Here is a 22,208-nt window from a genome sequence, read left to right as displayed (position 1 = left end):
GGAACAGCAGCTTCAGGACGCGGAAGCGGGATCAGATAGCCGGTCGACTTTGCTCAGCCTTCGACCTGCAGCGCTCTGCCTGGTGGATGAACAGGTCGATCTGAGCCACACCCTCGCGCGCGCCGTCGCGGAGGTCAGCGTTGATAGCCTCGATCCGTGCGTCGCAGCTCGGGGCGCGCGCCTCCAGATCAGCCAGGATCGCGGCCAGCTGGGCCCTCTGTCCGCGGAGCTTCCCCAGAATAGCGTCGAGCCGCGCAACCGAGAGATTCGGGGCTTGCCCCTCGACCAGCAGTTCCGCCGCCAGTGCGTCGAAACCAGCGAGCGCAGATGCCTGGTCACGCTTCAGCCGCAGCGGGATGATTGCTCCGGTCACGATGCAGCTCCCTTGGGGTCATTCCCGTCAGTTCGATATGGTCCTTGGCGCAGGCCATCCTTGAGCTTACGCTGCAACGCCGCGGCTTGGTCCATCGCCCAAGCCAAGTGCTGATATGGAGCCATCCGGTCCTCGAATGCCCGGTCGATGCGGGCACAACTCGCCGCGTAGGATGCAGTCGGGTCTTCGACCGCCGCACGCACGAGATCCGCGAGCGCATCATCGAGGTTACGATGCACGGCGGCGCCCACCTCCGTTAGCTGTGCCCAGTCGTCCTGAAGGATTGCTGTGGTCAAGCAGAGGCTCGGGCCATCGTCAGGCGACCGCCCGTGTGGCTTCCCGCACTTGCCGCGTTGCCGCGTCGACCTGCTCGCTCGCCCGGGCGATCGCCTCCATGCCCCCGGCGATCGCAGTCACGCCGTGTGCGGCCGTGTGCATGCTGCCCGACATCTCCCGGGTCACCGCCGACTGCTCCTCCACCGCCGCCGCGATCGCGGCCGAGACCTCGTTCAGACCGCGGATCGTGCCCTGGATCGAGCCGATCGCATCGACCGCCTCCCGGGTCGCCGTCTGCGTCGCGGTGATCTGCCCGCGGATCTGGTCCGTCGCCTTGGCGGTCTGCTCGGCCAGGGCCTTCACCTCACTGGCGACCACCGCGAAGCCTTTGCCCGCCGCGCCCGCGCGCGCCGCCTCGATGGTCGCGTTGAGCGCCAGCAGGTTGGTCTGCGAGGCGATGCCCTGGATCATGGTCACGACATCGCCGATCTGCGCCGCCTGCCCGCTCAGCCCCGCCACGATGCTTCCCGTGTGCCGGGCCTGTTCGACCGCCTCACCGGCCATGCGCGCGGCGTGGCTGACCTGCTGGCTGATCTCGCCGACCGAGGCGGAGAGCTCCTCCGCACCCGAGGCCACGCACTGGATGTCGTTCGACACCTGTCCGACCGTGCCGATGGCCTCCGCGGTCTGCCGGGTGACATTCTCGACCGCGCCGCCGATCGCGTCGAGGTCGTGGCCGATCGCGCGCTGCGCTTCGGTTCGGCGTTGACGTTCGTGTACATGCGCGGTGATGTCGGTGGCGAACTTCACCACCTTCAGCACTGTGCCGTCGACATCCTTGATCGGATTGTACGTGGCCTGGATCCAGACCTCGCGTCCGCCCTTGGCGATGCGGCGGAACTCGCCAGCTGCGAACTCACCGCGTCCGAGGCGGTCCCAGAACCCACGATAGGCCGCCCCCGCCTGCTCGGCGACATCGACGAACAAGCTGTGGTGGCGGCCCACGATCTCATCGAGGCGATACCCGACGGCGTCGAGAAAGTTTTGGTTGGCATCGAGGATCGTGCCTGCCGGATCGAAGGCGATCACCGCCTGCGAGCGGTGCAGGGCGCTGATTTGCCCGTCGAGATCGAGGGCGCGCATCTTCTGTGCGGTGATGTCGGCGGCGAACTTGACCACTTTGACGACGCGCCCAGCTCGGTCGAGCACCGGGTTGTAGCTCGCTTGGATCCACACGGGCCGACCGCCCTTGGCGATGCGCTTGAATTCGGCGGACTGGAACGTGCCCCGTTGTAGGGCATCCCAGAACGCGCGGTACTCGGCGCTGTCGCGGTGTGCGGCCTCGACGAACATGCCGTGGTGCTGCCCCTCAACCTCAGGCAGGGTGTAGCCCATCGCCGTCAGGAAGTTGAGGTTAGCGGTGAGGATGGTGCCGTCGGGCCGGAACTCGATCACCGCCTGCGAGCGGTCGAGCGCTTCGAGCTTTGCCGCGTGATCGGCGTGCGGACGCATTCCACCGAACATGGTCTTCTCTCCGGGGATCGTTGAGGCTGCTCGACGACACCCAGGAGGCCAACGGCCTACGGTGTAGCCCACCGGCGCATTCAAAAGAGTGACACCGTATGGCTTAGACACTAAACCGGAATCGTTACTTATGATTTAACGGGAGAATGATTTGCTTCTGAAGCGGAAATATTGATACAAGTTATGTTTTAATGTCAGTATTCACATAGCGAATTCCTGTAGATATACAACTTATACGTGCTCAAAGACGGCGAGTGCCCGGAGCGCTTCTGTTAACGGATCCTTACTTTCGCTGATGGGTTCGTAGCGTCCAGCTGCACTGATCGTGGGGCGTCCGATCCGGCGCAGTACCTCACGCTCGAATGCGACGAAGTTCTCGATCCGACCATCGGCGGCACGCAGCGGCCGGCAGTCGATCTCGGCCCGGTACTTGGTGCCATCAGCGCGGTAGTTGGCGAGATAGCCATGAAAGCGCTCGCCGGCGGCTAGGGCACGATGGAAGGTGTCGAGCGTCTCCCGGCGGGTTTCCCGGCCTTGCATGAACCGGGGGCTGTGCCCGACGATGTCGTCGAGTTCGCGCCCGACGAGCCAGCCAAAGGCGATGTTGGCGTAGAGGATCGTCGGGCCAGGTGGCTCAATCATCGGGTCGGTGACGACGATGCCGACGGTGGCATCGTGGGCGAAGGCACGGATCAGTTCGAAAGCTGTCATCGCATGGCAACGCTGCAACCGCCACGAAGCTGCGCTGGGCGTGCAACCATCTCGTTCTTCATATCGATCACCTGCAGACCGTCACCGCATGGCTCAGCCCGCGCGACCACCCGCGCGGATTCGAGGACGTGTCGCTCGGTCGAGGTCGCCAGCCGCTTGTCGGCAGCCCTTTTTCGGTTCGATTTTCCCCGATTCTGACAGGATCAGAACTTCAGTAGGCGTGCGCTGCGGGGTTTTGCACCCACCCCCCTGAGGGATGGAGCCCTTCCGGGCCAGGCGCAGCCAGGCGGTCCACTCGGCCGAGACGATGCGGACGATGTTCGGCAGGTTGCGGAAGCCTGTGACGGGGCGCTCCTCGACCGTGACCAGCCCGAGCTTGCGCGCTTCGCGGATGGCATTGCGCACGGTAGTCTCGGACACGCCTACGATTGCGGCGACGTGGCCCACGGCCAGCCGGCAATCGCCGCGCCGGGCCGTCTCGGCGGCGACCAGGGCAAGCACGCCTTGCTCGGCATGGGTGAACTTGGCGGCGAGACCGAGCGGCATGCGGCCAGAGGCGGCCCAGCGGCGGCGGCGCTCCATCGAGGCGCCTGTGCGTGGCCTAGAGCCGACGCCGGGCCTCCTGGGGCTGCTCTGGGGTTTTTCGGAGCTTTCCGAATAAGCCGCGCTCGCCGAGCTGGGCGAGCTCCCGAAAATACGGGAGCGGGAATTTCCCCCGGATCGGGGGAGAAGTGTCCGCGCCTCAATCAAGCCGGACAGGGCCTCGGCCTCGGTCTCCGAGACCTTCCCCTCGCCATAGGCGCGCCAGAGCAACGCCGTCACCTGCGGCAGGGTGATTCGGTCGGCGGCCTCGATGGCGCGGCGGATCTCGTCGGCAAACATGGTCCTCGGCCCCGTGAAAGGGCCGCAACAAGGCGTTCCGGGCCGCCGCGAGGGCGTCCGGTCCACAAGACAAAGCCTCATCGTCGCGGGAATTGGCGTTCCCGCTTGACGCCAGGGGCGTCTTCATGGCTTGTGAGGGGTGCATCGGGCCTCACAGGCCATTTTGATTTCGACGGCCCTCCAGTTTGGCGACTGGGGGGCCGTTGGCTTTTCAGGGGTCGACTTGCGGCGGCGGTGTCTCCTGATGGTGCCGGCGACTCGCACAGAGCGCGCGCCAGCCGGACATGGCATGTCGGCCGGACGGCACGGTTAAGTCAACGTCAAGGACGCCTGGGTAGCTGCTGCGCAGGCTTGATCAGCCCCACTCCTGCCCGACAAGGGGTAGCGTGTCTGGGCCTCGATGGTTGTCATGCCATTCTGCTAGCCGCCGGCACAGCGCAGCATATTTTGCAAATTCCGGCGCCCAAACACTAAGGTTTGGATTGTCGACTGCTTGCCCTGCAGTCACCACAATTTCAGCTGTCAGTTTTACCTGCATGAGAAATGAGCAGGTATCTATATCCGTTAGCAGTGCAACCAATTCAGAATCAAGAAAATGGCCCTGATCAAACAAGCTTTTTATTGTCTCTTGGCTTCTTAGTTGCTGATTTCTAAAATAATGCCACCATTTCACCGGTACAAATGCCCCATTATGCCAATGCCCCATGCGCGGGGAAATGCTTGTGTCTACAGCCGTAAAGCTGCTTAGTATATCTTCAGATGTAGCGTTGCTTAGAATAAGATTGCGCTTTGAGGCGTTATTTGTTTCTAGAAAAATATGCATGCAATCTCCAACGAGACCCCTGATTTTCCCGAACACGAATGGATAAAGGCGTCTGCGCGACTGATATTCTGGGTATAGTGCAAAAAGAATGTAAAATACATATCCAGCTAATAACGCTGATAACAAACCTTCGAATACTCTCCCGAGATCGTAAGCACCCGGGAACAGTTCGGGCACATGATCGAACCAAACAGCTTTCAGGACCCAAACTAATGTTGTGGTAAGACCAATCCAATTAGCTAACGCAGGTGTGGCTGATAGAAATAGACGAGCTGCTTGGATCTGCTGTTTAAGATTCATGATAAATCTGCTGCTCTCTGAACTCCGAAATTAGCCCCTGTGCCCTGTCCCCATCAAGATCGCCCGCACCTCGGCGACATGCTTGGGCTCTGGGATGCCCGGCAGCAGGCCGGCGACAGCCTCGTGACAGGCCAGCCATTTCCGCATCAAGCGCAGCAGCCGGTCATCCGCGAGCCCCGCCCCACGGCCAACCAGGGCGTGAGCGCGCATGTCGAGCCAGCGGATCCGTGCCACCAGGAACACGAGGCGGCCAACCGTGGGCCAGGGTAGGACGCGCAGGCGTGCCGGGTGGTTCGGCAGGAGCGTCGGCATCAGGCCCGCTCCAACAGGTCGAACAGGTAGGCGCCGGCCGCGGCCAGCACGTTCCCGCGCCCGCCCCAGCGCAGGGCCTCGACCTCGATCACCGTCGAGGCGACATCAATCGCCACCTCCGGCAGCACGGTCTCAGGCGCCTCGGCCTCGCGGTCCTGATCGTTGCCGCGCAGCCATGTGACCTGGCTGGCGTGATGGTTCTCGGGCGTGGCCAGGGACGGCTCGGCATCGCCACCGTCCTCTAGGTCCGTGTTCCCGTCCATGCGGTCGAGCACGGCAATGATGCGATCCGCGGCGTCGAGGGCGACCTGGGCGACCTCCTCCAGGCTGGCGCGGAGTGCGGGCCCGGCCAGCGGCTTTAGGATCTCGGGGGCGGCCGGTTTCGGACGCGGGGTGAAGGTGAGCACGTCGCCCATGATGTCAGGTCTCGTGGTGTGATGGGGAGGCCCGGCGGGATCCGGCCGGGGCGGTACGCACGGCGACAGAAAGAAGGGGGGGCGGATCAGCGCCCTGCCCGCTCGGCCTCGGCGTGGGCCAGCAGTTCCCGGGCGAAGGCCTCGGTCTGGTCCGGATCGCCGTTCTGGATGACCGGCAGGGCCAGCATCTCCAGCCGAGTCTCGCGATCGCTGCTGGTCGTGGGCCTGCGCCGCCGCGCCTCGTCGTTGGCCGCGGTCTCGACGTCGGTCAGAGCGTCGCCCAACCACTGCATCAGCTTGCCGACGGCGTTGTACTGGTCGCCGGGGTTCTTGCTCTCATCCCACCCGCGAGTGTGGCATCGGCCTGTCCAGACCAGGGCGTAGGCGAAGCTGCCGACGCGATCCGCCAGGTCGTGGAGCGACTGCAGTTCCTCCAGCGAGGCGGACGCGAAGTCGATCTGGTCGACGAGGCTGGTGCCGATCGCAGGCTTCGGCGGCGCTCCCTGAGCCTCGGTGAACGCCAGGATGTCCCGGGCGAGGCCTTCACTCAGACCTTCGGGCCACTCCACGCCGATGTCGTCGCTGCGCTGACCGACTCGGGCCTTGAGGCGCAGGCCAGCGAGCGAGGCGGCCGGTAGCTCGGCGATCTGGATCTCGATTTTGTGGAGGGCGGTCCCGGCCTCGCTGGCCGCTTCCTCCGCAGAGGCTACGCCGGACCGCTCGCGCCAGTCCTCCTTCTGCTGAAACCAGGCGCGCCACTCAGGTCCAGCACCAGCCGGCGCGGGACCCGGCCAGCCGTCCTCGCTGGCGGTCTCGCTGATCAGGTTCTCTTCGTCCGACAGGCGCTGGTAGAGGTCGACCGCCTCCTCCCAGACCGGGGCGAGCGCCAGCAGCTCGGCGTCGGCCTGCTCGCGCAAGGCCTGCGTCGCGGGCTCGATCCCAGTGCGGATCGCTTGGGCGGCCTCGAAGGCGCGATCGTGCCGGAATGCGAGGGCGTGCACCGCATCGGAGCGCAGCTCGCGCCGGATCCGGGCTTCCCAGGCCTCATGCGCATCGCCCGGGAGGTGGTTGGCCTCAAGGATGCGCCGGCGCCCGATCTCGCCCTGCACGTGGCTGTGCATCTGCATCGCGTTGAAGCCGACCCAGTGCGCCATCGGACGGCGCGAAACCTTCCCGGTGGCGTCGGCATAGGAGACCGTGCCGTCGCGATGGTCGATGCCACTGACGGCCAGCACGTCGCCGGTGAGACCGGCCTGCGCGACCTGGTCGGCATGCGTCGGTTCGGGCGCCGAGGGCTCGGCCTGGGGCTTGGACGCGGGGATGCTGGCCCGCAACTCGGCGGCGCGCTCCCGAAGGCTCGGGCGCTCGGCATCGCGGCGGATCAGGTTCTTGAGGGACGTGCGGAAGGACATCGCGGGATCCTCGGATGAGGGGCGCGGGCGACCGGCCCGCTCGGGTGCGGGTCGGGTCAGAGCAGGGTGGCAAGGCCGGTGAGCACCATGCCGCCGCCGATGATCGCGACGGCCGCCAGCAGCTCGCCGGCGACATCGAGGAAGCGCAGGGACCGGCTGTGCGCCGTGTCGGGGCGAACGGGCGCGACGGCCTGCCAGGGCTCAATGGTGCCGGGCTGCTGCTCGTCGGGCAGGTTGCGGTAGCGGTGGTCCACCGGCAGCTGACGGCGGGCGGTGGTCGCGGCGCGAACCGGGGCGGGCTGGCTGAAATCGGGGATGCGGGCATAGGACATCGTTCGGGCTCCGGTGAGGGCTCGTGGCGGTGGGTCGGTGGTGAAGGGGTGCCCCGTAGCGGGGCGGGTCAGGCCGGCGCGGTCAGAAGGTCAGTGCGCGACGGCGGTGCGGGCCATCTTGGCGGCTTGCCAGGCGGCCTTAAGGCCGGTGGACAAGGCGGCGGCGCGAGTGAGGCCAAGCCGCTCCTGCCGGTTGGTGGCGGCGACCGCAGCGGCGGCCATGATCGCGGAGCGGTCGAACTTGCCGGCGACGATGAAGGGGCGGCGCTGAAACCGGGCGAAGCCCTGGCAGAGGGCGCGGGCGCTGAGCAGGCCGACGGGGATGGCCGGCTTGGCATCGTGCAAGCTGCGAGAGAGCTTGGTCCAAGAGACGGTGCGGTGGGGCATGGCGTTGATCGCTCAGTGACCGTGTGATAGTTTGAATATCACTCGGTCAATGAGTGGTCAACTGGCGATCAGGTGATATTTTGACAATCACAGGAGGCCAACTGCGAGCGGCTCGCGCCTTCCTGCGCTGGACAGCTCAAGAGGTTGCAGACGCTTCCCGGGTCGGTGTTGCGACGGTGCGTCGAGCCGAACTGCAGGACGGCCCGTTGGGGATCACAGCGGCCAATGCTGAAGCGATCAAACGCGCCCTCGAAGCCGCGGGCGTGGAGTTCATCAACGGCGGCGAGCCTGGCGTGAAACTGCGCCGGAAGGACCCGGCGTGAACGTCGAACCCGCCTCCCCCGGACGGCTGTCGGAAGTTCTGGGTCTCTGCACTGCGCTCTCAGAACGCGCGCTCGACGCGCTGATCACGGATGGGGCAGTGCCTGCGGAGCAGACCATTGCTCTGGCCAAGGCTGCGCGCCTCCTGCAGGATCACGGTGTAGAGTGGCCATCGCTGCTAACCCACGTGATGCACGAGATCGCATACAAGGATGGCCGGTCAGTGCCAGCGCCAGGGACGGAGCCTTCAGACGGCGCCGACCTAGACAGCCTGACCCGCTTCTTCGCGGGTTTCCGCAAGGACAAGGAACACCAGTGACCTACACCGTGGAGCAACTGGCACCCGGCAGCTACGACGTGTTGCTTGATGGCGTCGTGATCGCGGGCTTGGTGCGCAGCGTTCGCCGCAGCGGCCCGAGCGACACATGGCAGGTCGAGTTGCTTGATGAGACGCCGGCGGTCGAGCGGCCGGCGCCCTTCGCGGCTCAACGGCACGTCTTCGAGTCGCGACCGGCCGCACTGGAATGGCTCGGCATCCGAGAGACCACAACTGCCGAAACAGCTGGATGAGCATGCTCAAGGGTCGGCTACTGGCGATCGGCGTAGCGGTCGTGCTGGTGGGCGTCGAACGCACGCTTGAGGCGGCCGGCCTAGAATACGCGTTCGAGGACTGCGCTGTTGCAGCTGTCACGGCGGCCGTGGTCGTAGCAGCGGCGGATTTTCGGTCATGAACGCCGGCCTGGAGTTCATCCCCGAGAACGGCGGCGGGGCCGGGATCCGGTTTTGGGTGCGGAAGGGGTAGAATTACACTGATTGTACAACTCAGAACTGTATTTTCATTTTCCGATCAAAGATTGCTGCCATCTACAAATTCAAACGCGGTCTTAATACTGATATCTTATGTTTCAGTTATGAACGAACGCCGACCTACGCCTCGATACCCGGTCATTCTCCCGGCTTTGTGCCAGGCGAGCGACGGCTTCGAATTCCACGCAGTGACCGTAGATATCTCGGCGGCCGGGATCAAACTCCGGTCGGTTATCCTCCCACACGTCGATCACAAGCTGACCTGCAGCATTCGAAATGTCGGTCAATTTCAAACCATGGTTATTCGGGCGAGCGCGTGTGATTTCGCCGTCCGGGTCACGAGCCAGAACCCGACGCCTGGCTCGATCGCGAGGCGTCTCATCGAACTGAGCCAACAGCAGGCGCAAATCCCTAATACGGTTCGCATCAGCCGCCGCATCGTTCCCAATCGCACGACGGTTGAGGTCAGCCTCGGGAACGGCGTATCCGTCGTCGCCCAAATCATTAATCTGTCAGCTTCGGGCGTAGCCCTGCTCATAGACACGCCTCTTGCCCTTGGGCAGCCGATCCTCGTCGGCCGTCATAAAGCGACCGTCCGCCGGCAGATTGAGGGGGGCGTTGGTGTAGCCTTCCTCACGCCCCTTGCCCAAGACGCCGTCGATGAACGAACCGAGCTTTGAACTAGGAAGCGACTTCGATCGATCAAAGGTCTGATCTGCAATGAAAAAACGACGTAGCTTGTCCTTAGGTAGGCCTGCAGCACAACTCATCGTATCTTGAACACAGATCGTTGATCGGTTTGCGGGCTCCGACCGTTTCTGGGTGTACCCAGGATCGCCCATGCGTTTCGTCCCGGTTTGCTGCCCCCAATGCGGCTTGTCATTCAGTGTGATCGTATCCTCCAGGCATCGCTCGGCGAGGGCTGATCGGGAGGCATGGGGTCGAACGTGTCCACGCGCTGCGGAGGTCGCGGAACCGCGCCTGTGCAATGATTTCAGGGCAGTGGCGATGGCCGTGCGGGGAGAAAACGAGACGAACGCACTTGTCGGGGCCAAGCCGACGCGGAACCATCACCGGAAGCCGGGTCCAGGTCGCGGACACAAGGGCAAGCAAGCTAGTTAAACTGCCTACAGCTGATGAATGGCCAGGTGGCCTCCCTCTGACCGGCATCGCAACGATCTGGCCTCTGGGAACGGATCTGCGCCCTCTTGGCTTACTCAGCCACCTCAAGGAGGACGATATGCTGACCGGTAGCTTGCTGTGGCTGTTAGGGGTGCCGATCCCCGTCCTCATTCTGATCTGGTTCTTCTTCCTTCGTGGGCGGTAACGCCTCCTGCGTAACTACCCCGACTCGGCCATCTTGAAAGCTATCTCGCCGCTATGCGCACAGCCCTCGCAGCCCTTACCATCGCTATTGCTGTGGGTGGGGCTCAGGCGGTTGAGCCGATGCCGAAGTTCAAGCCCAACACCCTCTATCCCGATGCCCGGGTCGCGCTTCTCAGCCTTGGCTGGCGGCCGGTACCGGCATTGAGCAGAACATGCGATCAGCGCGAGAGTACCTGCGAGACTTACCCCGAAGCTGAGAGCTGCGCGCCATTTGGAGCCGCGGCGTGCTCGATGCTCTGGAAGCGGGGTGAGCAACTTATCAGCGTCATGACGATCGGCGACCACGACATTCTGGTGAGATCCGCAACTTGCCGGGCCGGTTGTTAGCTGCACAGACCAAAGAAAAGCCCGCGCCGGCGAACCGGGCGGGCCAGGGGCGAGGTTGAGACGAAGGCTACTTCCCGCTCGGCGCGGCGTAGCTGCCAGTCGTTCCGTTGCCACCGCCGCTGCCGGCCGGTGCACCGCGAGTGGTGTTCCGGACGAAGCTGGCACCGGGGTACTTCCGCTGCGTCCGCATCATCGAGCGTCGGCGCATGCGGTGACGTCTCATCCGAACATTGGTGAGCATATCGGAAGCCGAAGAAACGCCGGCTACGGGGCCAGCCGGCACGGCTGAGGCGGGAAGGACCAGACCGGCGAAGCCACAACCAGCAAGCGCGGCGAGAACAAACATTCGCATGGAATTCCTCCTTGCCTCAGCGCAGGAGGATCGCGTCGGCTATAGGGAAGCGCTGAGGTCCGTTTTCGGTTCAGTATCCGCACCCACCCATGACATGGTCTGCCGTGGCCTCACCCTACGTCCCGTGCCAAGGCTCCAGGACGGACAGCAGGGCGATGCAGCATCCATAGATGTAAATAAAACAGACCTGCACGACGCTTGATTGCATGCGTGATTAGGGTTGCGCTAATCATACATCACCAAATGGTATTCCAACGCCTGTCGGGCTGGATCGCTATTATACTGGACTGAGTTCTTAGATGTATGCTGGTGGATACAACCTGCGCCCGATCGGAATACATCCAGGCCGTGTGCTGATATGCAGGATCGCCGCGCGAAGCTTCGGGTCGAAGCTACCATCGAAGGCCATGTTGCCTTCCCAGGGGTCGATGCAGGAGTCCGCTGTATCGTGACGAACCACTCCCCCGTGGGTGCTTGCCTGGCTTTTCCGCCCGGCCTCGCAGTGCCGCGCTACTTCGAACTCGCGATCGGCCAGGAGCCGATGCCGTCAACCGTTCGCATAGTCTGGCGACGAGAGGACTTGGTAGGTGTTGCCTACGCAGCACCCCGATCAGGCGTACCTGACGTCATCCCAGGCTGATTTCGCGAGCGCACGCAGCCAAGAAGCTTCACAGTCTCGCCGTCTTCGGGGCGTCTCCTAAGGGCAATGGCGGTGACGGATCGCCGAGCTTACTCCGTCTTGGAGTGCATTGCGTTGCGCAACACCCTTCTCGCCCTTCTAGCCGTCGCCACCGTCATGGTCGCGCACGGCTTAGCTAAGCTGGTGCTACTGCCGTTCCGGCTTCTGCGAGGGCTATTCCGACACAGCGCCAAGCCCGCGCAGGTCACGGCGCGCTAACAAGATCCCGGCACCCTACCTGCACGCCGGTGAGATAGACGAATTCCCCCGTCAGCCCGTGATCAGATCGGGCGGCGGGGCCGAGCTGGCAGAGTCATAGTCCGAAACTTGATCACCGTAGATCCCGTAGACGACGGATGGCTCGTGAGGCATTCCGTTGGATTATGAGGTTGGGCGGACGGTTAGCGCGCGTCGACGTTGTGCCCTGCACGGTTCACGCAGGCTGCTTCCGCTGGGTCATCACCTCGGCGGACGGCAATCGTTCGGAACGTTCGCCCTACGCCTACGCATCTGCATCTGGGGCGCGGGCTGCTGGCGAGATCCGGCGCCGTGAGATCGGCGGAAAGATCTGAGCTCGAATGATATGCCTCGGCGGTTCTTCGCCTATGCTACGGCGACGGGCGGCATGGTACCCGCTTCATCCGCAAACATGCGGATCAACCGCCATAGTTCCTGATGCTCAGGGCCATTGCGGCCAGATGCGAGGAATGTCGCGAGACTGATATCCGTCACATGGCCGCCTGACGCGCCATTGCCGGTGTGTCGAACGAAGCTGTGCCCGGTCGTAGGGTCAAACAGCAGGTGCCAGTGGTCGCCATTGGGGCTGGCATAGATCAGACGATTAGGTTCGGGAGGGCTCATTTTCTCCTCCGGGGTGATGACAGGGGCTCAGGTCGCGCCGAGCTGCCCTCGTCGGCGGGCTCATGACAGCTACATAGCAAAAATGCGCAGTCTCATCCTCGCCTTCAGCCTCATCGCTATCGCCATCCCCGCCTCAGCGCAGGCACCTAAACGTGGTAACGCGGATCTGCAGACCTATTGTGCTGGTGACGCCATCGCGTTCTGTGCCGGCATCGACCCGAACAGCCCTCAGATGGACGCCTGCTTCAAGCAGAACATGAGCCAGATGTCCTCGAACTGCCGCCGTGCCGTCGAGGCCTATAAGAGCGGTGGCGGCAAGTAGCGCCCGTTTTAAGCTTGCGGTGGAAAGACTTCTGTTTCAGTCGCGGGTCATGGGAGCAAAAGGCGTGATCACGGATCCTCAGATCCGCGCCGCTCGCGTTTCGGTCGGTTGGGAGCCCAAAATGCTCGCAATGCGGGCGAAGGTGCCTCTCAGCGTCCTGCATCGGGCCGAGAACAGTCCAGGCGAGCCGATGGTCACAATCACGCAGGTGAATGCCCTGATGGATGCCTTGCGCGCTGCCGGTGCCAGCCTCCCTCCTGCTGATCCGATCGCAAACGAGACTTAGGATCAGTGGCAAGCAACATCACAATTGAGTGGGCGCGTAATTAGAGCGCAATGCCTTTTGTGCGCTGCGATGATACGAACGGGGCTGGCTTTGGAATTTCTTCCCCCGATCCCGAAGCTGTTGAAGCCCGCCCGGTTCGCCGGCGCGGGCTTTTTCGTGATCAGAGGTCTCGGTTAGTGCCTCGCATTCAGCCAATCGCCGACGAAAGCCCCTATGCCAACGATGTCGACGGACTGAAGCGCCCGCTTGCCACCTCAGTTTTTGAAAATCTGAGGTGCGCCGTCTGCGAACGCCGCACGCTGCTCTGCGCACCACTGCTGCTCACCAATTTCCTTCACTTCGGCGTAGCGCCGCGCCAATTCGTCCTTGAAGGCGGCATTCGCCTGTGCTTGGCCAAGCACCTTGGTCGCCACGTCTCGCGCGGTTTGGGAGATCCGCAGCGCGGTCGTGCCGTCGATGGCGTAGTGCTTGCCGCAGAACGTGATGATGGCGGATTGTGCGCTTGACGCCCGAAGCAGAGCTAGAGCCTGTTCCTCCTGAGTCTGCGCGACGGCGGGTGAGGCATGCATGACCGTGATAACGGCCACAGATATGAGGGCTCGACAGCGCACGACCGTCTCTCCGTCGATCGCCAGCACATCGCAGCGATCGCCGGCGGCAAGCCTCAAGGTAGGCAATCTGTTCCGCGCGATGCCAGCTTGCACTCGACCTAAGCAGCCGCGTTCGCCCGGTTTGGGGGAACTTGAGCACGTTGTGCCAGGAACCGGCTAGACAATGCACTGTTGGACGGTCGAAGCGTGACCGTGATCGGGGAGCGTATCGGAACTGCCGAACGCCCCGCCGCCGAAGCGGTCCGCATATCAAGCTTTCCGAGGTTGACTATGTTCAAATCCTACGCCGTGGCATCCGCTTTAGTGCTGTCCGTTTCGGCCCCAGCGCTGGCTCAGGGGTTCACAGAGTTCCGCGTCCGCTCCCTGGAAGCGAACGCCTACGAGATCCAGGCGGCCGAGATCGCACTCTCGAAAACCCGCAACCCGGCGGTACGTGCCTACGCCGAGGAGGCGATCCGCGATCACCGGTCGGCCAACGCAGCCTTGGTCGGCGGTGAGCAGAACTACGATCGGTTACAGGGAGCCGACGCCGGCAGCCCGGTGGGTGGCGTTCTCGCGGCGCCGTTCGCGGTGGCCGGCGGTGCGGTTGGCGCAGCGACCGGGGCAGCGAGCGGCGTGATTGGCGGCACTCTGTCAGGCGGCCCGGTCGGCGGTTTAGAGGGGGCAAGCGCCGGAGCCGCCCGCGGCGCACAGGTCGGCAGCAACGTCGGCCAGGGTGAGGTCGTGGATACCGGTTCCACCGTTGTTGCGCCGAGCCCAGCCCAGCAGGCGATGCTATCGGACCTTTCGGCGACCCCGGCAGGCCCGGCTTTCGACAGCTTGTACGTCCAGCAGCAGCTGCAATCGCACCAGCAGGCGATTGTCATGACACGGTCCTACGGGGCGTCAGGACCTAGCCCAGTTCTGCGGACTTATGCGCAGCAGGCACTGCCGGTCTACGAGCACCACTACCGTGCGGCCCAACAGCTGCAACAGGGTATGTGAAGCCCGATGTAGCGGCTGATCCGAACCTAGAATTTTCGGAAGGCGGCGGGCACCAATCCGTCGCCTTTTGCATTCCCAACGCACACTGATCGGCTTGGCTCGCGCCCGGCCGGGCGGCCATATCATCACGGCTCGCCCGGCCTTGCGCACCTTCCAACCGCACCGCGGCGGGTCTCGCCTACATGCGGCAATGATGGCTCGACGGCAAGCCAGTTTGTGTGCCTGTCTGCTTGTGGGCAGGCAGGCATGACGGGTATCGCGGCGATCGGTGAGCGCGGCACGAGTGTGACAGACAGCCGGCGCTCCCTGTGGTGAAACCATAGCAGGCGAGTCGGTGCGTGGGCCTGTGGGCAGGCCTGCAAGGCGGCAGGCCGGGCGGCGGACAAGCAGGAGTGCGGACGTGCGGACCATAGCCGTCATCAGTCAGAAAGGCGGCGTCGGGAAATCGACGGTCGCGGTGCATCTCGCGGTCGCCGGCACTCTGGCGGGGTTCCGCACAGCGCTTGTGGATCTTGACCCGCAGGCCACGGCTCGGAAGTGGGGCGACAAGCGCCAGGCGCCCGAGCCCGAGGTCATCGGCGACCATGCCGAACGGCTGCCGCAGCTCGTGGACGCCGCGCGGGCGAACGGGGCGGATCTACTCGTGATCGACACGGCGCCGAACGCGGACCGAGCCTCACTGGCGGCAGCACGGGCGGCCGATCTGATCCTGATCCCCTGCCGGCCGGCGGCGTTCGACCTCGAGGCGATCGAGGCGACGCGGGATCTCGCGACCATCGCCAAGAAGCCGGCCTGGGTGGTGCTGTCCTCGGCGCCGACCCGGAGCGCGATCGTTGAGGAGGCTCGGCGAGGCCTGGAAGAACAAGGGGCCAAGGTCGCCCCTCAGGTCATCCACCAGCGGGTGGCCTACAGCTACGCGGTGATCGACGGGCGCTCCGCGTCCGAATACGAGCCCGAGGGCAAGGCGTCTGAGGAGGTCGCGACCCTCTTTGCGTGGGCACGTGAGCAAGTGGGCCTGCCGGCAGGCGGGCAATCCGGCAAGAAGACGAGGGGGCAAGCGTGACGAAGCGGCCGAGCTTGTTCAGCGCGAAGACAGCGCCAGCAGCATCACAGGCGGACGATCCGCCGGCCAGCGAGGCGCCCGCGGTCTCCGCCCCTGCCGAGCCGAAGCCGGCCGAGCCGCCGGCTCGCGCTGCCTACCCGAAAGCTACGACCCGGGCGGGTAAGCGGGTGGTGACGGCCTACGTCTCGCCCGAGGCGTTCCGGCAGCTCAAGCGGGTCGCGGCTGACGAGGACGCCCAGGTGCAGGATCTACTGACGGAAGGTCTGAACGCCGTGTTCGCCGCGCGCGGCCTGTCGCGGATCGCGTGATGACCCGCGAGCGCAAGACTTTCAGCTTTTCCGGCTCAAGCTGGTACAGCACCCTTGCACGACAACGACTCTATGAGCGCCGCTGCCTCGATGAAGGGTGCATCGCCGTGCGCGGTGAGAAGCGCAATGTCAGCGCCTCGCGCGGTCGGGTTTCCTTCGATTGCGATTACGTGTTCACCGACCTTGATCGGCGCGTAACGAAAGAAGCGGATACCACCGGGATCCTCCAGTACATGTGGCTCCCGTAGCCGCCTGCGGCGTTTTCTCTGTCTTCTTGTGGGCAGGCCCACAATTCGGCTCGCCGGCCTTGCCGCAAGCCCGCATCTCACATAACTTCCGATAACGGTCATTCTCGGAAGTTTCGATATGGGCCAGCCGCCCGCCATCCTGCCGACCGACGATAGCCCCAGCCTCCCGGCCGAGGCCGCTGCGATCGTCCGCGCCTATCAGCAGGCGAGCAAGGCCGCCTCGACGGTGCGGGCCTACACGTCCGACGCTCGAGAGTTTCAGGCTTGGTGTGGCAGGTACGGGTTCCGGTCGATGCCGGCGAGCCCTGAGGCTGTGGCAGGCTTCATCGTGGCGGAGGCCGAGGCAGGCCGGGCCGCCTCGACGCTTGGGCGCCGCATGGCGGCAATCCGGCATGCCCACAAGCTGGCAGGTATGCCAGACCCGACAGACGACGAGGGCGTGCGCGCCGCGATCCGTGGCGCCCGGCGCCGGATCGGCGTGGCACCGACCCAGAAGGCGGCCGCGACGGCTGAGATCCTGGCCGCGATCCTGATGCGCACGCCCGACACCCTGACTGGCAAGCGCGATCGCGCACTGTTGGCACTGGGCTTCGCTGGCGTCTTCCGCCGGTCCGAGCTGGTGGCGCTCGACGTGGCGGACCTGATCGAGGATCCGGAGGGGCTGCGGGTGAGGGTCCGGCGGTCCAAGACCGACCAGGAGGGCAGGGGTATTGAGAAGGCGATTCCGCACGGTCGGTTCATCCAGCCGGTGCGGCTCGTGCGCGAATGGCTCGAGGCGGCCGGCATCGTCGAGGGGCCCGTGTTCCGGCCGGTATCGCGGTCAGGGAACGTCCGCTCCCGAGATCCAGGGACCGTCGAGGCGGCCCGCCTGACAGACCGATCCGTCGCCAACATCCTACAGATCTACTGCACAGCCGCGGGGCTCGATGCCTCAACGTTCGGGGCGCACAGCCTGCGGGCTGGCTACATCACGACGGCGGCCGAGCGCGGGGCGGATCTGGCCAGGATCATGGACCAGTCCGGCCACCGGGATCCGCGGACCGTGGTCGGGTACATCCGGCGGGCGAACGCCTTCAAAGGTCATTCGGGGAGCGGATTTCTGTAGGTCGCCGGGAGCGAGCGCGTCATCAGACCAATGACAAAACCCTCAAATGGCAAACGCCCCAGGAGCGGTGGGCTCCTGAGGCGCTGCCGACCTCGCGGCCAGTCTGATCGGGCTGGGGATGCGAAGGCCAACCGGATAATAGCATCTTCTGCGGCAGGGGGCGATGAGGAGGACCAATCCCTCGCCCGCCTTTCGCGGTCGTCCCGGCGCGGACGCCAGGGCGTAGCTTCATCCGATCTTAGTACGAGCCGAACTTGTAGTTCAGGCCGGCGCGGACGACGGCGAAGTCGTTGGTGTTCCGACCGTTGGTGGCGGTTGAGTAGACCGGCAGGACGCCTGCAGAGGTGATGGCACCTCCGACCAGCGGCAGATTGGTGCGGTTGCGGTCGAGGCTGACGTACAAGCCTTCGATCTTGAACGTCACGGCTGAAGATCGGAAGAAGTTCAGGAACGAGTCGGTGGGCAGCGCGAACTCAGCACCGCCGCCGACGGCGTAACCGGTCTTAAAGTCATCGCGCTTGCCAGCAAAATTCTGGAAGGCGAGCCCCTTGGTGCCGTCATCGGTGCCAGTGGCGTAGGCGAAGCCGCCCGTGGCGTACACGAGGGTCTTATCGAAGGCGTAGCCGAGGCGGCCGCGCACGGTGCCGAAGAAGTCTAGGGTGTTCAGCGTGCCGTTGACGGGGGCGAAGGTCGGGTTCAGCACACCGGTGTTGGCGTAGCGTGGACGGCCACCGAAATCGATGTACTGGGCGTCGGCTTCGAAGCCGATCACGACACCCGAGCCTGGGGTGAATTGATAGTTGTAGCCGATCTGGCCGCCGCCGGAGAAGCCTTCACGGTTGTTCTTGTTATAGATTAGCGTGGAGCCGTTCGGGGCCAGCGCCTGGTACGGCACGAGACCACCGGCGGTCAGGACAGCCGGGCTGCCGGCAGTCTGCGTGAAGCCACGCGTGCCGCCATTGCTGCTGGCATCGAAGCCGTAGCCACCATTGATACCGAAGTAGAAGCCGGTCCAAGTGAACACCGGAACGGGGGTGAACACCGGCGGCGGGGCGCGACGCGGCAGGTCGGCAGCCGAAGCGGCAGCGGTGAAGGCGGTAAAGGCGGCCAACGAGGCCAGAAGCTTCTTCATGACTGTGATTTCCCCAGCTAGATGCCCGATCGGGGGCTAAGGTAGCTGGTTCTCCACAGCCAAGCTGTATCGCGCGCGCCACACTTGTGGCGGGAGTAGGGCACGCGCGCGAAAATCTTGATCTACTCCTCGGCAGCTTCTTTAACCGCCCGCGGCCGACCAGCACGCTTCGGCTTGTCGGAAACGGCTTGCGCGGGCTCGGCAGCCTTCGGGGCTGCCTTCTTGCGCTGCTGGCCTAGGCCAAGAGCCAGTGCGAGCTTGGAGCGCTGTTCGGAGTAGCCAGCGGCCGTGGACGGGTAGTCACGCGGCAGGCCGTAACGTTCCCGGTACTCCTCGATCGTCATGCTATTACCGGTGAGGTGGCGCTTCAGGGTCTTGTACGGCTTGCCGTCGATGAAGCTGATCAGCGCGTCGTGTGTGATCGACTTCCGGATCTGCGCAGGGGTGGGCTTGTCAGCCGGCGGAGCTTCGGGGGCGGCTCCGTTGCCTAGCCCAGCCAGCGCAGCGTGCGTGTTGGCGATCAGGGTAGCGATCTCGCTCGGCTGCAGGTGATTGTTCGACACGTATGCCGAGACAAGACCGGCTGTCAGTTCGATGATATCGACAGTCTGAACCTCGATGAGCTTTGCGCTTTCGTCCACGGTACACCTGATTTTGAGTAAGATAGCACAATCTGTTGTCGCGCTGCGAAACGCAATACGTTACCTCGAAAGAAATCTTTCAGTGTAGGCACCTTCGAGATGATGCCGAGCCCCGACCTTGAGCGGTTCGCCGCCCTCATCGCCAACAACGTCGTCTCAGCCTTCGAGCGCGAGCAGGACGGTGCAGAGTTTCATCCCACCGCCCGTGAGGCCACCGTGTCCGTGCTGGTGCGTTCCCTCTTGGCCGTCATGCCGACCACGTCGAGTGACATGCTCGCGGCGGCTTGCAACCGCGGCCTCGATGATGTTGTGGGAGCGGTCGGCCTCGTCAGCCCGCGGGTCGAGGCAGTAAATCCTGACGACGGCTCGGTGACCATGTCCTCGACGTAGAGCGACGAGCTGGAGGGCGCTGCAGCGCGAGTGGGCTTCTATAATGTGACCCTGCGTAGCAGGAGCGGCCGATGATGATCCGGGTCGAGGTGTGGGGCGAGACGATTGACCTCGCCGTGCATCAGCAATCAAAATCGGTCTGGCTTGCCCGTGGCGAGTACAAAGGAAAAGCTTACGAGGGGAAGGGCAGAAGCCCCAGCACGGCCGCCGCCAGTTGGCACGAACAGGCCCGTTACTTCTCGAACTAGCTCGGCTTATGCGTCGGCGACTTTGTCGAAGAAGGTCACTGACAAGCCGGTCACTTGACCGTTCAGAATTTCCGCGATCTGCTGCGCGTGGGCGTAATTTACGCTGTTCCGAAGGTCGAGGGACAAGAAGGCATCGCCGAAAGCCTCAACTGCGCTACCAAGAGGCTCAAGGGCGATGAATGGGCGCCCTTCGGCGTCCTCTTTCACGGTGAACCGGTACTTACCTCTCTCGGTCCTTGCCATCGTCCACGCCTCCACCTGCGATCCCAACCTGTGCAAGCCTACACCCGCCACGACCCCCCGCCAGACTTCACCGACTTATAGCCGGCGAGGCCGCTACTGGGCTTCGGCGGGGCCTTCGGCGCGACACCCGGCCGGACACGGTCGAGGAGCTGGCCAATCAGTCCAAGGGCGTCGACCATGTCGTCGTGCACGCCCGCAGGGAAGCGCAGCAACTCGGCCTCGAAGTCCTTCCGCCAGGGGGCATCGCCTGGGATGTAGATCCCGCGCATCGACATGCGGGCGCGGATACTCTGAGCCCGGACAGCCTTGTCGCCGCGCGTCGGAAACTGACGGCGGTTCACATAGGCCTTCGCCTCCCGGGCGGCCGCCTCGATCATGGGGCCGAGCGAGGCGCGGATCTGCCCGCCTTCCTCCGCCCACTCCAGCGGCCGCCACTTCTTCACGAGGTCGCACCAGGCGCTGATCCACTCGGCGCTGTCGGCCTGCTGCCGCCACAGGTCGAGGACGTGCATGTTGCCGTCCGGGTCGAGGCCCACGAGGACGTGCACCGTGTAATCGCCACCGTCCCGGGTCACGGCATAATCAGAGGCGCCGTAGACGTTCAGGCCTTCGCGCACCGGCGATCCCTTGCTCGGCTTGATCCACTCGAGCTCGAAATAGGCGCCGCCCTCCGGCACAGGCACCTGCTGGTACAGGCTCGCCCAAGTGCGGGTATCGACCTCTTCCTTGCGTCGACGCAGCTGGGCGCCGTAGCCGTAATCGCCGTCATCCCAGAGGAATTCGCCGAGCGAGCGCCCAAGCGGATCGCCGAGCCCGGCCTGTGCCGGCAAGGACAGCACGCGGTAGGGGCGGGCGATGCCGTCGAGCTGGCGGATGATCCGGCCTGCCAGGTCGTCGTCATGCCAGCGGGTGTGCATGATGACCTTCTTGGCGCCAGGCTTCAGGCGGGTGGAGAAGTCGTCCGAGTACCAATCCCAGGTTCGATCTCGCATGCGCCGACTCTCGGCGTCTTCGCGGCTGCCGAGGCGCTACAGCGGGTAGGCCGTGACGAGGAACCGGCGTTCGTCCGTCCCGGACGACTGCCAGACCGATCGGAAGGGTGGGCTCGTGCCGTCAGGGCACGCCAGCGGCCCCTCGTAGACGTACCGGCGCCCGAATTCGGTATCGAACTCCCGGGCGAGATGGGCGGGTTTACCGTGTGCAAACAACGCCAAGAGGAACGGCGGATCGTACTCGGCGCTGAACCCGCGGGCGTAGAACCATTTCGCCTTGTGGCGGCCAGTGCGGTGATCAAGGTTGAGCAGGTAGCCAATTGTCTTGGTGCTGACGATCGTCAGTTCCGGCGTCCAGTCGCCGTGATCGGGCATGGCTGCGACTCAGGCGGCTCGCAGGCCGTCGGCTCGCACGGTGGCGAGGCCGACCACCGGTGCCGTGAACTCGACTTCGTAGGCCTCGCCGCCCGCATAGACCATGACGATGGTGCCTTCCGTGCCAGCGGGGACCGCAAGACCCTCATCAGTCGAAATCTCGCGCAGGGTCGCGACCACGGCCAGTTCCTCGAAGGGCTGGGCGGTGCTCTGAGGCGGACGCTGGCGGTACAGGGTCTCGATCGTCATCCCGACAATCTGGCGCGGCATTGCGCTATCCGCAACTGGATAGCCCGGCTGTCAGCGCGATTGCGCCGGCGAGGCCGCACCGGGGCCCATCGCAAGGCCGACCCTGGTGCTGCTCTGCCGGCGCTCGGCTCGAAGCCGGTCGCTGTGGGTATGCTGGCGCGGAACAGTTAACGGGTCCTGAGCGCGTTGCAGGCCATTTTCGACTTGGGCAAGTTCTACAGGATGCTGCGGAACGCCGGGGTGAGAGGCCAGGCGCGGGGATCGTAGGTCTGGGCCGTGCTGCGCGGGCATAGGCTCAAGATGGCGACCGCCGTGTGCGAGTAACGAGGTTCCATGAGGCAGCCACGACCGGTGCCGAACCGGGACCGAACAGGGGCGCGGAGGCGGGATTATTCCGCCTACAGACCAAGGCACCCGTAGTCACGGGTCGTGCCGGGCGAGCCGATCCGCACTGGGGTGCACAGGTGTGCAGAGAACATCTTCGAGCGTTCCCGAGCAGGCGCGAACGTTGGAGAACGTCGGCGCGGCTT

At 64.5% G+C, this 22,208-nt stretch carries 33 protein-coding genes; 14 read left to right on the top strand and 19 right to left on the bottom strand.

Annotated features, from left to right (window positions below; all coding sequences use genetic code 11):
• Window positions 1-31 precede the first annotated feature (31 nt).
• The 11 genes from MKL11_RS19940 to MKL11_RS19890 all read right to left on the bottom strand — a co-directional run bounded on the left by MKL11_RS19940 (window position 32) and on the right by MKL11_RS19890 (window position 7,748).
• On the bottom strand, window positions 32-373 hold the full coding sequence (locus MKL11_RS19940) for a hypothetical protein (RefSeq protein ID WP_243946701.1): 342 nt from the start codon (window positions 371-373) through the stop codon (window positions 32-34).
• Window positions 370-669 carry a hypothetical protein gene (locus tag MKL11_RS19935; protein WP_243946699.1) on the bottom strand — a complete coding sequence of 100 codons (300 nt, stop codon included), beginning with the start codon at window positions 667-669 and terminating at the stop codon, window positions 370-372. Before MKL11_RS19935 ends, MKL11_RS19940 begins: the two co-directional genes overlap by 4 nt.
• 19 nt (window positions 670-688) lie before the next feature.
• Window positions 689-2,173, bottom strand: a complete 1,485-nt coding sequence (locus MKL11_RS19930; RefSeq protein WP_243946697.1) for a PAS domain S-box protein — start codon at window positions 2,171-2,173, stop codon at window positions 689-691.
• A gap of 231 nt (window positions 2,174-2,404) precedes the next feature.
• Window positions 2,405-2,884 (bottom strand): PAS domain-containing protein, encoded by a 480-nt coding sequence (locus MKL11_RS19925; protein WP_243946695.1) that lies wholly within the window; start codon window positions 2,882-2,884, stop codon window positions 2,405-2,407.
• 93 nt (window positions 2,885-2,977) lie between these two features.
• Window positions 2,978-3,766, bottom strand: a complete 789-nt coding sequence (locus MKL11_RS19920) for a helix-turn-helix domain-containing protein (RefSeq protein ID WP_243946693.1) — start codon at window positions 3,764-3,766, stop codon at window positions 2,978-2,980.
• A 355-nt stretch (window positions 3,767-4,121) separates the two neighbouring features.
• Complete coding sequence (locus MKL11_RS19915) at window positions 4,122-4,889, bottom strand: hypothetical protein (protein WP_243946692.1); 768 nt, start codon at window positions 4,887-4,889, stop codon at window positions 4,122-4,124.
• 30 nt (window positions 4,890-4,919) lie between these two features.
• A complete protein-coding gene (locus MKL11_RS19910) occupies window positions 4,920-5,201 on the bottom strand; it encodes a hypothetical protein (protein ID WP_243946690.1) in 282 nt (93 codons plus the stop codon).
• A complete protein-coding gene (locus MKL11_RS19905) occupies window positions 5,201-5,617 on the bottom strand; it encodes a hypothetical protein (RefSeq protein ID WP_243946687.1) in 417 nt (138 codons plus the stop codon). Before MKL11_RS19905 ends, MKL11_RS19910 begins: the two co-directional genes overlap by 1 nt.
• An 86-nt stretch (window positions 5,618-5,703) precedes the next feature.
• Window positions 5,704-7,029 (bottom strand): hypothetical protein, encoded by a 1,326-nt coding sequence (locus MKL11_RS19900; RefSeq protein WP_243946685.1) that lies wholly within the window; start codon window positions 7,027-7,029, stop codon window positions 5,704-5,706.
• A 56-nt stretch (window positions 7,030-7,085) separates the two neighbouring features.
• Window positions 7,086-7,361, bottom strand: a complete 276-nt coding sequence (locus MKL11_RS19895) for a hypothetical protein (RefSeq protein ID WP_243946683.1) — start codon at window positions 7,359-7,361, stop codon at window positions 7,086-7,088.
• 90 nt (window positions 7,362-7,451) lie between these two features.
• Window positions 7,452-7,748 (bottom strand): hypothetical protein, encoded by a 297-nt coding sequence (locus MKL11_RS19890; protein ID WP_243946682.1) that lies wholly within the window; start codon window positions 7,746-7,748, stop codon window positions 7,452-7,454.
• 53 nt (window positions 7,749-7,801) lie between these two features.
• Here MKL11_RS19890 and MKL11_RS19885 point away from each other — a divergent pair, with 53 nt between their 5' ends.
• The 6 genes from MKL11_RS19885 (at window position 7,802) to MKL11_RS19860 (ending at window position 11,839) form a co-directional block, all read left to right on the top strand.
• Window positions 7,802-8,071, top strand: coding sequence for a transcriptional regulator (locus tag MKL11_RS19885; RefSeq protein WP_243946680.1), 270 nt, complete (start codon window positions 7,802-7,804; stop codon window positions 8,069-8,071).
• Window positions 8,068-8,388 carry a hypothetical protein gene (locus MKL11_RS19880; protein WP_243946678.1) on the top strand — a complete coding sequence of 107 codons (321 nt, stop codon included), beginning with the start codon at window positions 8,068-8,070 and terminating at the stop codon, window positions 8,386-8,388. Before MKL11_RS19885 ends, MKL11_RS19880 begins: the two co-directional genes overlap by 4 nt.
• Entirely contained in the window at window positions 8,385-8,639 is a 255-nt protein-coding gene (locus MKL11_RS19875) for a hypothetical protein (RefSeq protein WP_243946676.1), read from the top strand. Before MKL11_RS19880 ends, MKL11_RS19875 begins: the two co-directional genes overlap by 4 nt.
• Window positions 8,636-8,800, top strand: coding sequence for a hypothetical protein (locus tag MKL11_RS19870; protein ID WP_243946674.1), 165 nt, complete (start codon window positions 8,636-8,638; stop codon window positions 8,798-8,800). The genes MKL11_RS19875 and MKL11_RS19870 overlap by 4 nt, the downstream gene beginning before the upstream one ends.
• Window positions 8,801-8,980: 180 nt before the next feature.
• Window positions 8,981-9,556: a PilZ domain-containing protein gene (locus MKL11_RS19865; protein ID WP_243946672.1), complete on the top strand. Its 576-nt coding sequence runs from the start codon at window positions 8,981-8,983 to the stop codon at window positions 9,554-9,556.
• 2,139 nt (window positions 9,557-11,695) lie between these two features.
• Window positions 11,696-11,839 (top strand): hypothetical protein, encoded by a 144-nt coding sequence (locus tag MKL11_RS19860; RefSeq protein ID WP_243946669.1) that lies wholly within the window; start codon window positions 11,696-11,698, stop codon window positions 11,837-11,839.
• A 384-nt stretch (window positions 11,840-12,223) separates the two neighbouring features.
• On the opposite strand, the gene MKL11_RS19855 is transcribed toward MKL11_RS19860, so the two are convergent.
• Complete coding sequence (locus MKL11_RS19855; RefSeq protein WP_243946666.1) at window positions 12,224-12,481, bottom strand: hypothetical protein; 258 nt, start codon at window positions 12,479-12,481, stop codon at window positions 12,224-12,226.
• A gap of 82 nt (window positions 12,482-12,563) precedes the next feature.
• On the opposite strand from MKL11_RS19855, the gene MKL11_RS19850 reads away from it, so the two are divergent.
• The gene (locus MKL11_RS19850; protein WP_243946664.1) at window positions 12,564-12,803 is read left to right on the top strand and encodes a 3',5'-cyclic-nucleotide phosphodiesterase; all 240 of its coding nucleotides are present in this window, start codon (window positions 12,564-12,566) and stop codon (window positions 12,801-12,803) included.
• Window positions 12,804-13,343: 540 nt separating this feature from the next.
• Here the strand turns inward: MKL11_RS19850 and MKL11_RS19845 are convergent.
• Window positions 13,344-13,757 (bottom strand): hypothetical protein, encoded by a 414-nt coding sequence (locus MKL11_RS19845; RefSeq protein WP_243946662.1) that lies wholly within the window; start codon window positions 13,755-13,757, stop codon window positions 13,344-13,346.
• Window positions 13,758-13,970: 213 nt separating this feature from the next.
• Here MKL11_RS19845 and MKL11_RS19840 point away from each other — a divergent pair, with 213 nt between their 5' ends.
• The 5 genes from MKL11_RS19840 (at window position 13,971) to MKL11_RS19820 (ending at window position 17,408) form a co-directional block, all read left to right on the top strand.
• Window positions 13,971-14,684 carry a DUF4142 domain-containing protein gene (locus MKL11_RS19840; RefSeq protein ID WP_243946660.1) on the top strand — a complete coding sequence of 238 codons (714 nt, stop codon included), beginning with the start codon at window positions 13,971-13,973 and terminating at the stop codon, window positions 14,682-14,684.
• A gap of 400 nt (window positions 14,685-15,084) precedes the next feature.
• A complete protein-coding gene (parA, locus tag MKL11_RS19835) occupies window positions 15,085-15,747 on the top strand; it encodes a ParA family partition ATPase (RefSeq protein WP_243946658.1) in 663 nt (220 codons plus the stop codon).
• Window positions 15,744-16,055, top strand: coding sequence for a ribbon-helix-helix domain-containing protein (locus MKL11_RS19830; RefSeq protein ID WP_243946656.1), 312 nt, complete (start codon window positions 15,744-15,746; stop codon window positions 16,053-16,055). The genes parA and MKL11_RS19830 overlap by 4 nt, the downstream gene beginning before the upstream one ends.
• A complete protein-coding gene (locus MKL11_RS19825) occupies window positions 16,055-16,303 on the top strand; it encodes a hypothetical protein (protein WP_243946654.1) in 249 nt (82 codons plus the stop codon). Before MKL11_RS19830 ends, MKL11_RS19825 begins: the two co-directional genes overlap by 1 nt.
• Before the next feature lie 118 nt (window positions 16,304-16,421).
• Window positions 16,422-17,408 carry a site-specific integrase gene (locus MKL11_RS19820; protein WP_243946652.1) on the top strand — a complete coding sequence of 329 codons (987 nt, stop codon included), beginning with the start codon at window positions 16,422-16,424 and terminating at the stop codon, window positions 17,406-17,408.
• Window positions 17,409-17,646: 238 nt separating this feature from the next.
• Here MKL11_RS19820 and MKL11_RS19815 read toward each other — a convergent pair whose 3' ends face one another.
• Window positions 17,647-18,540, bottom strand: coding sequence for an outer membrane protein (locus MKL11_RS19815; RefSeq protein WP_243946650.1), 894 nt, complete (start codon window positions 18,538-18,540; stop codon window positions 17,647-17,649).
• Between the two features lie 122 nt (window positions 18,541-18,662).
• Entirely contained in the window at window positions 18,663-19,181 is a 519-nt protein-coding gene (locus MKL11_RS19810) for a MucR family transcriptional regulator (RefSeq protein ID WP_243946648.1), read from the bottom strand.
• A gap of 99 nt (window positions 19,182-19,280) precedes the next feature.
• Here MKL11_RS19810 and MKL11_RS19805 point away from each other — a divergent pair, with 99 nt between their 5' ends.
• Together MKL11_RS19805 and MKL11_RS19800 are read left to right on the top strand one after the other, a co-directional pair.
• A complete protein-coding gene (locus tag MKL11_RS19805) occupies window positions 19,281-19,571 on the top strand; it encodes a hypothetical protein (RefSeq protein WP_243946645.1) in 291 nt (96 codons plus the stop codon).
• Between the two features lie 71 nt (window positions 19,572-19,642).
• Window positions 19,643-19,819 carry a hypothetical protein gene (locus MKL11_RS19800; protein WP_243946637.1) on the top strand — a complete coding sequence of 59 codons (177 nt, stop codon included), beginning with the start codon at window positions 19,643-19,645 and terminating at the stop codon, window positions 19,817-19,819.
• Window positions 19,820-19,825: 6 nt separating this feature from the next.
• On the opposite strand, the gene MKL11_RS19795 is transcribed toward MKL11_RS19800, so the two are convergent.
• The 4 genes from MKL11_RS19795 to MKL11_RS19780 are packed head-to-tail and all read right to left on the bottom strand — an operon-like array spanning window position 19,826 to window position 21,699.
• On the bottom strand, window positions 19,826-20,062 hold the full coding sequence (locus MKL11_RS19795) for a hypothetical protein (protein WP_243946635.1): 237 nt from the start codon (window positions 20,060-20,062) through the stop codon (window positions 19,826-19,828).
• Window positions 20,063-20,100: 38 nt separating this feature from the next.
• On the bottom strand, window positions 20,101-21,054 hold the full coding sequence (terL, locus tag MKL11_RS19790; protein WP_243946633.1) for a phage terminase large subunit: 954 nt from the start codon (window positions 21,052-21,054) through the stop codon (window positions 20,101-20,103).
• Window positions 21,055-21,090: 36 nt separating this feature from the next.
• Window positions 21,091-21,429, bottom strand: a complete 339-nt coding sequence (locus MKL11_RS19785; protein WP_243946631.1) for a DUF6883 domain-containing protein — start codon at window positions 21,427-21,429, stop codon at window positions 21,091-21,093.
• Between the two features lie 9 nt (window positions 21,430-21,438).
• The gene (locus tag MKL11_RS19780) at window positions 21,439-21,699 is read right to left on the bottom strand and encodes a DUF4926 domain-containing protein (protein WP_243946629.1); all 261 of its coding nucleotides are present in this window, start codon (window positions 21,697-21,699) and stop codon (window positions 21,439-21,441) included.
• Between the last annotated feature and the right edge of the window lie 509 nt (window positions 21,700-22,208).

Origin of the sequence: Methylobacterium sp. J-077 (genome assembly GCF_022829365.1) — a bacterium.
Taxonomy (GTDB): Bacteria; Pseudomonadota; Alphaproteobacteria; order Rhizobiales; family Beijerinckiaceae; genus Methylobacterium.
The sequence above is the reverse complement of the archived record's forward strand: the minus strand, read 5'-3'. Positions and strand labels throughout refer to the sequence as shown.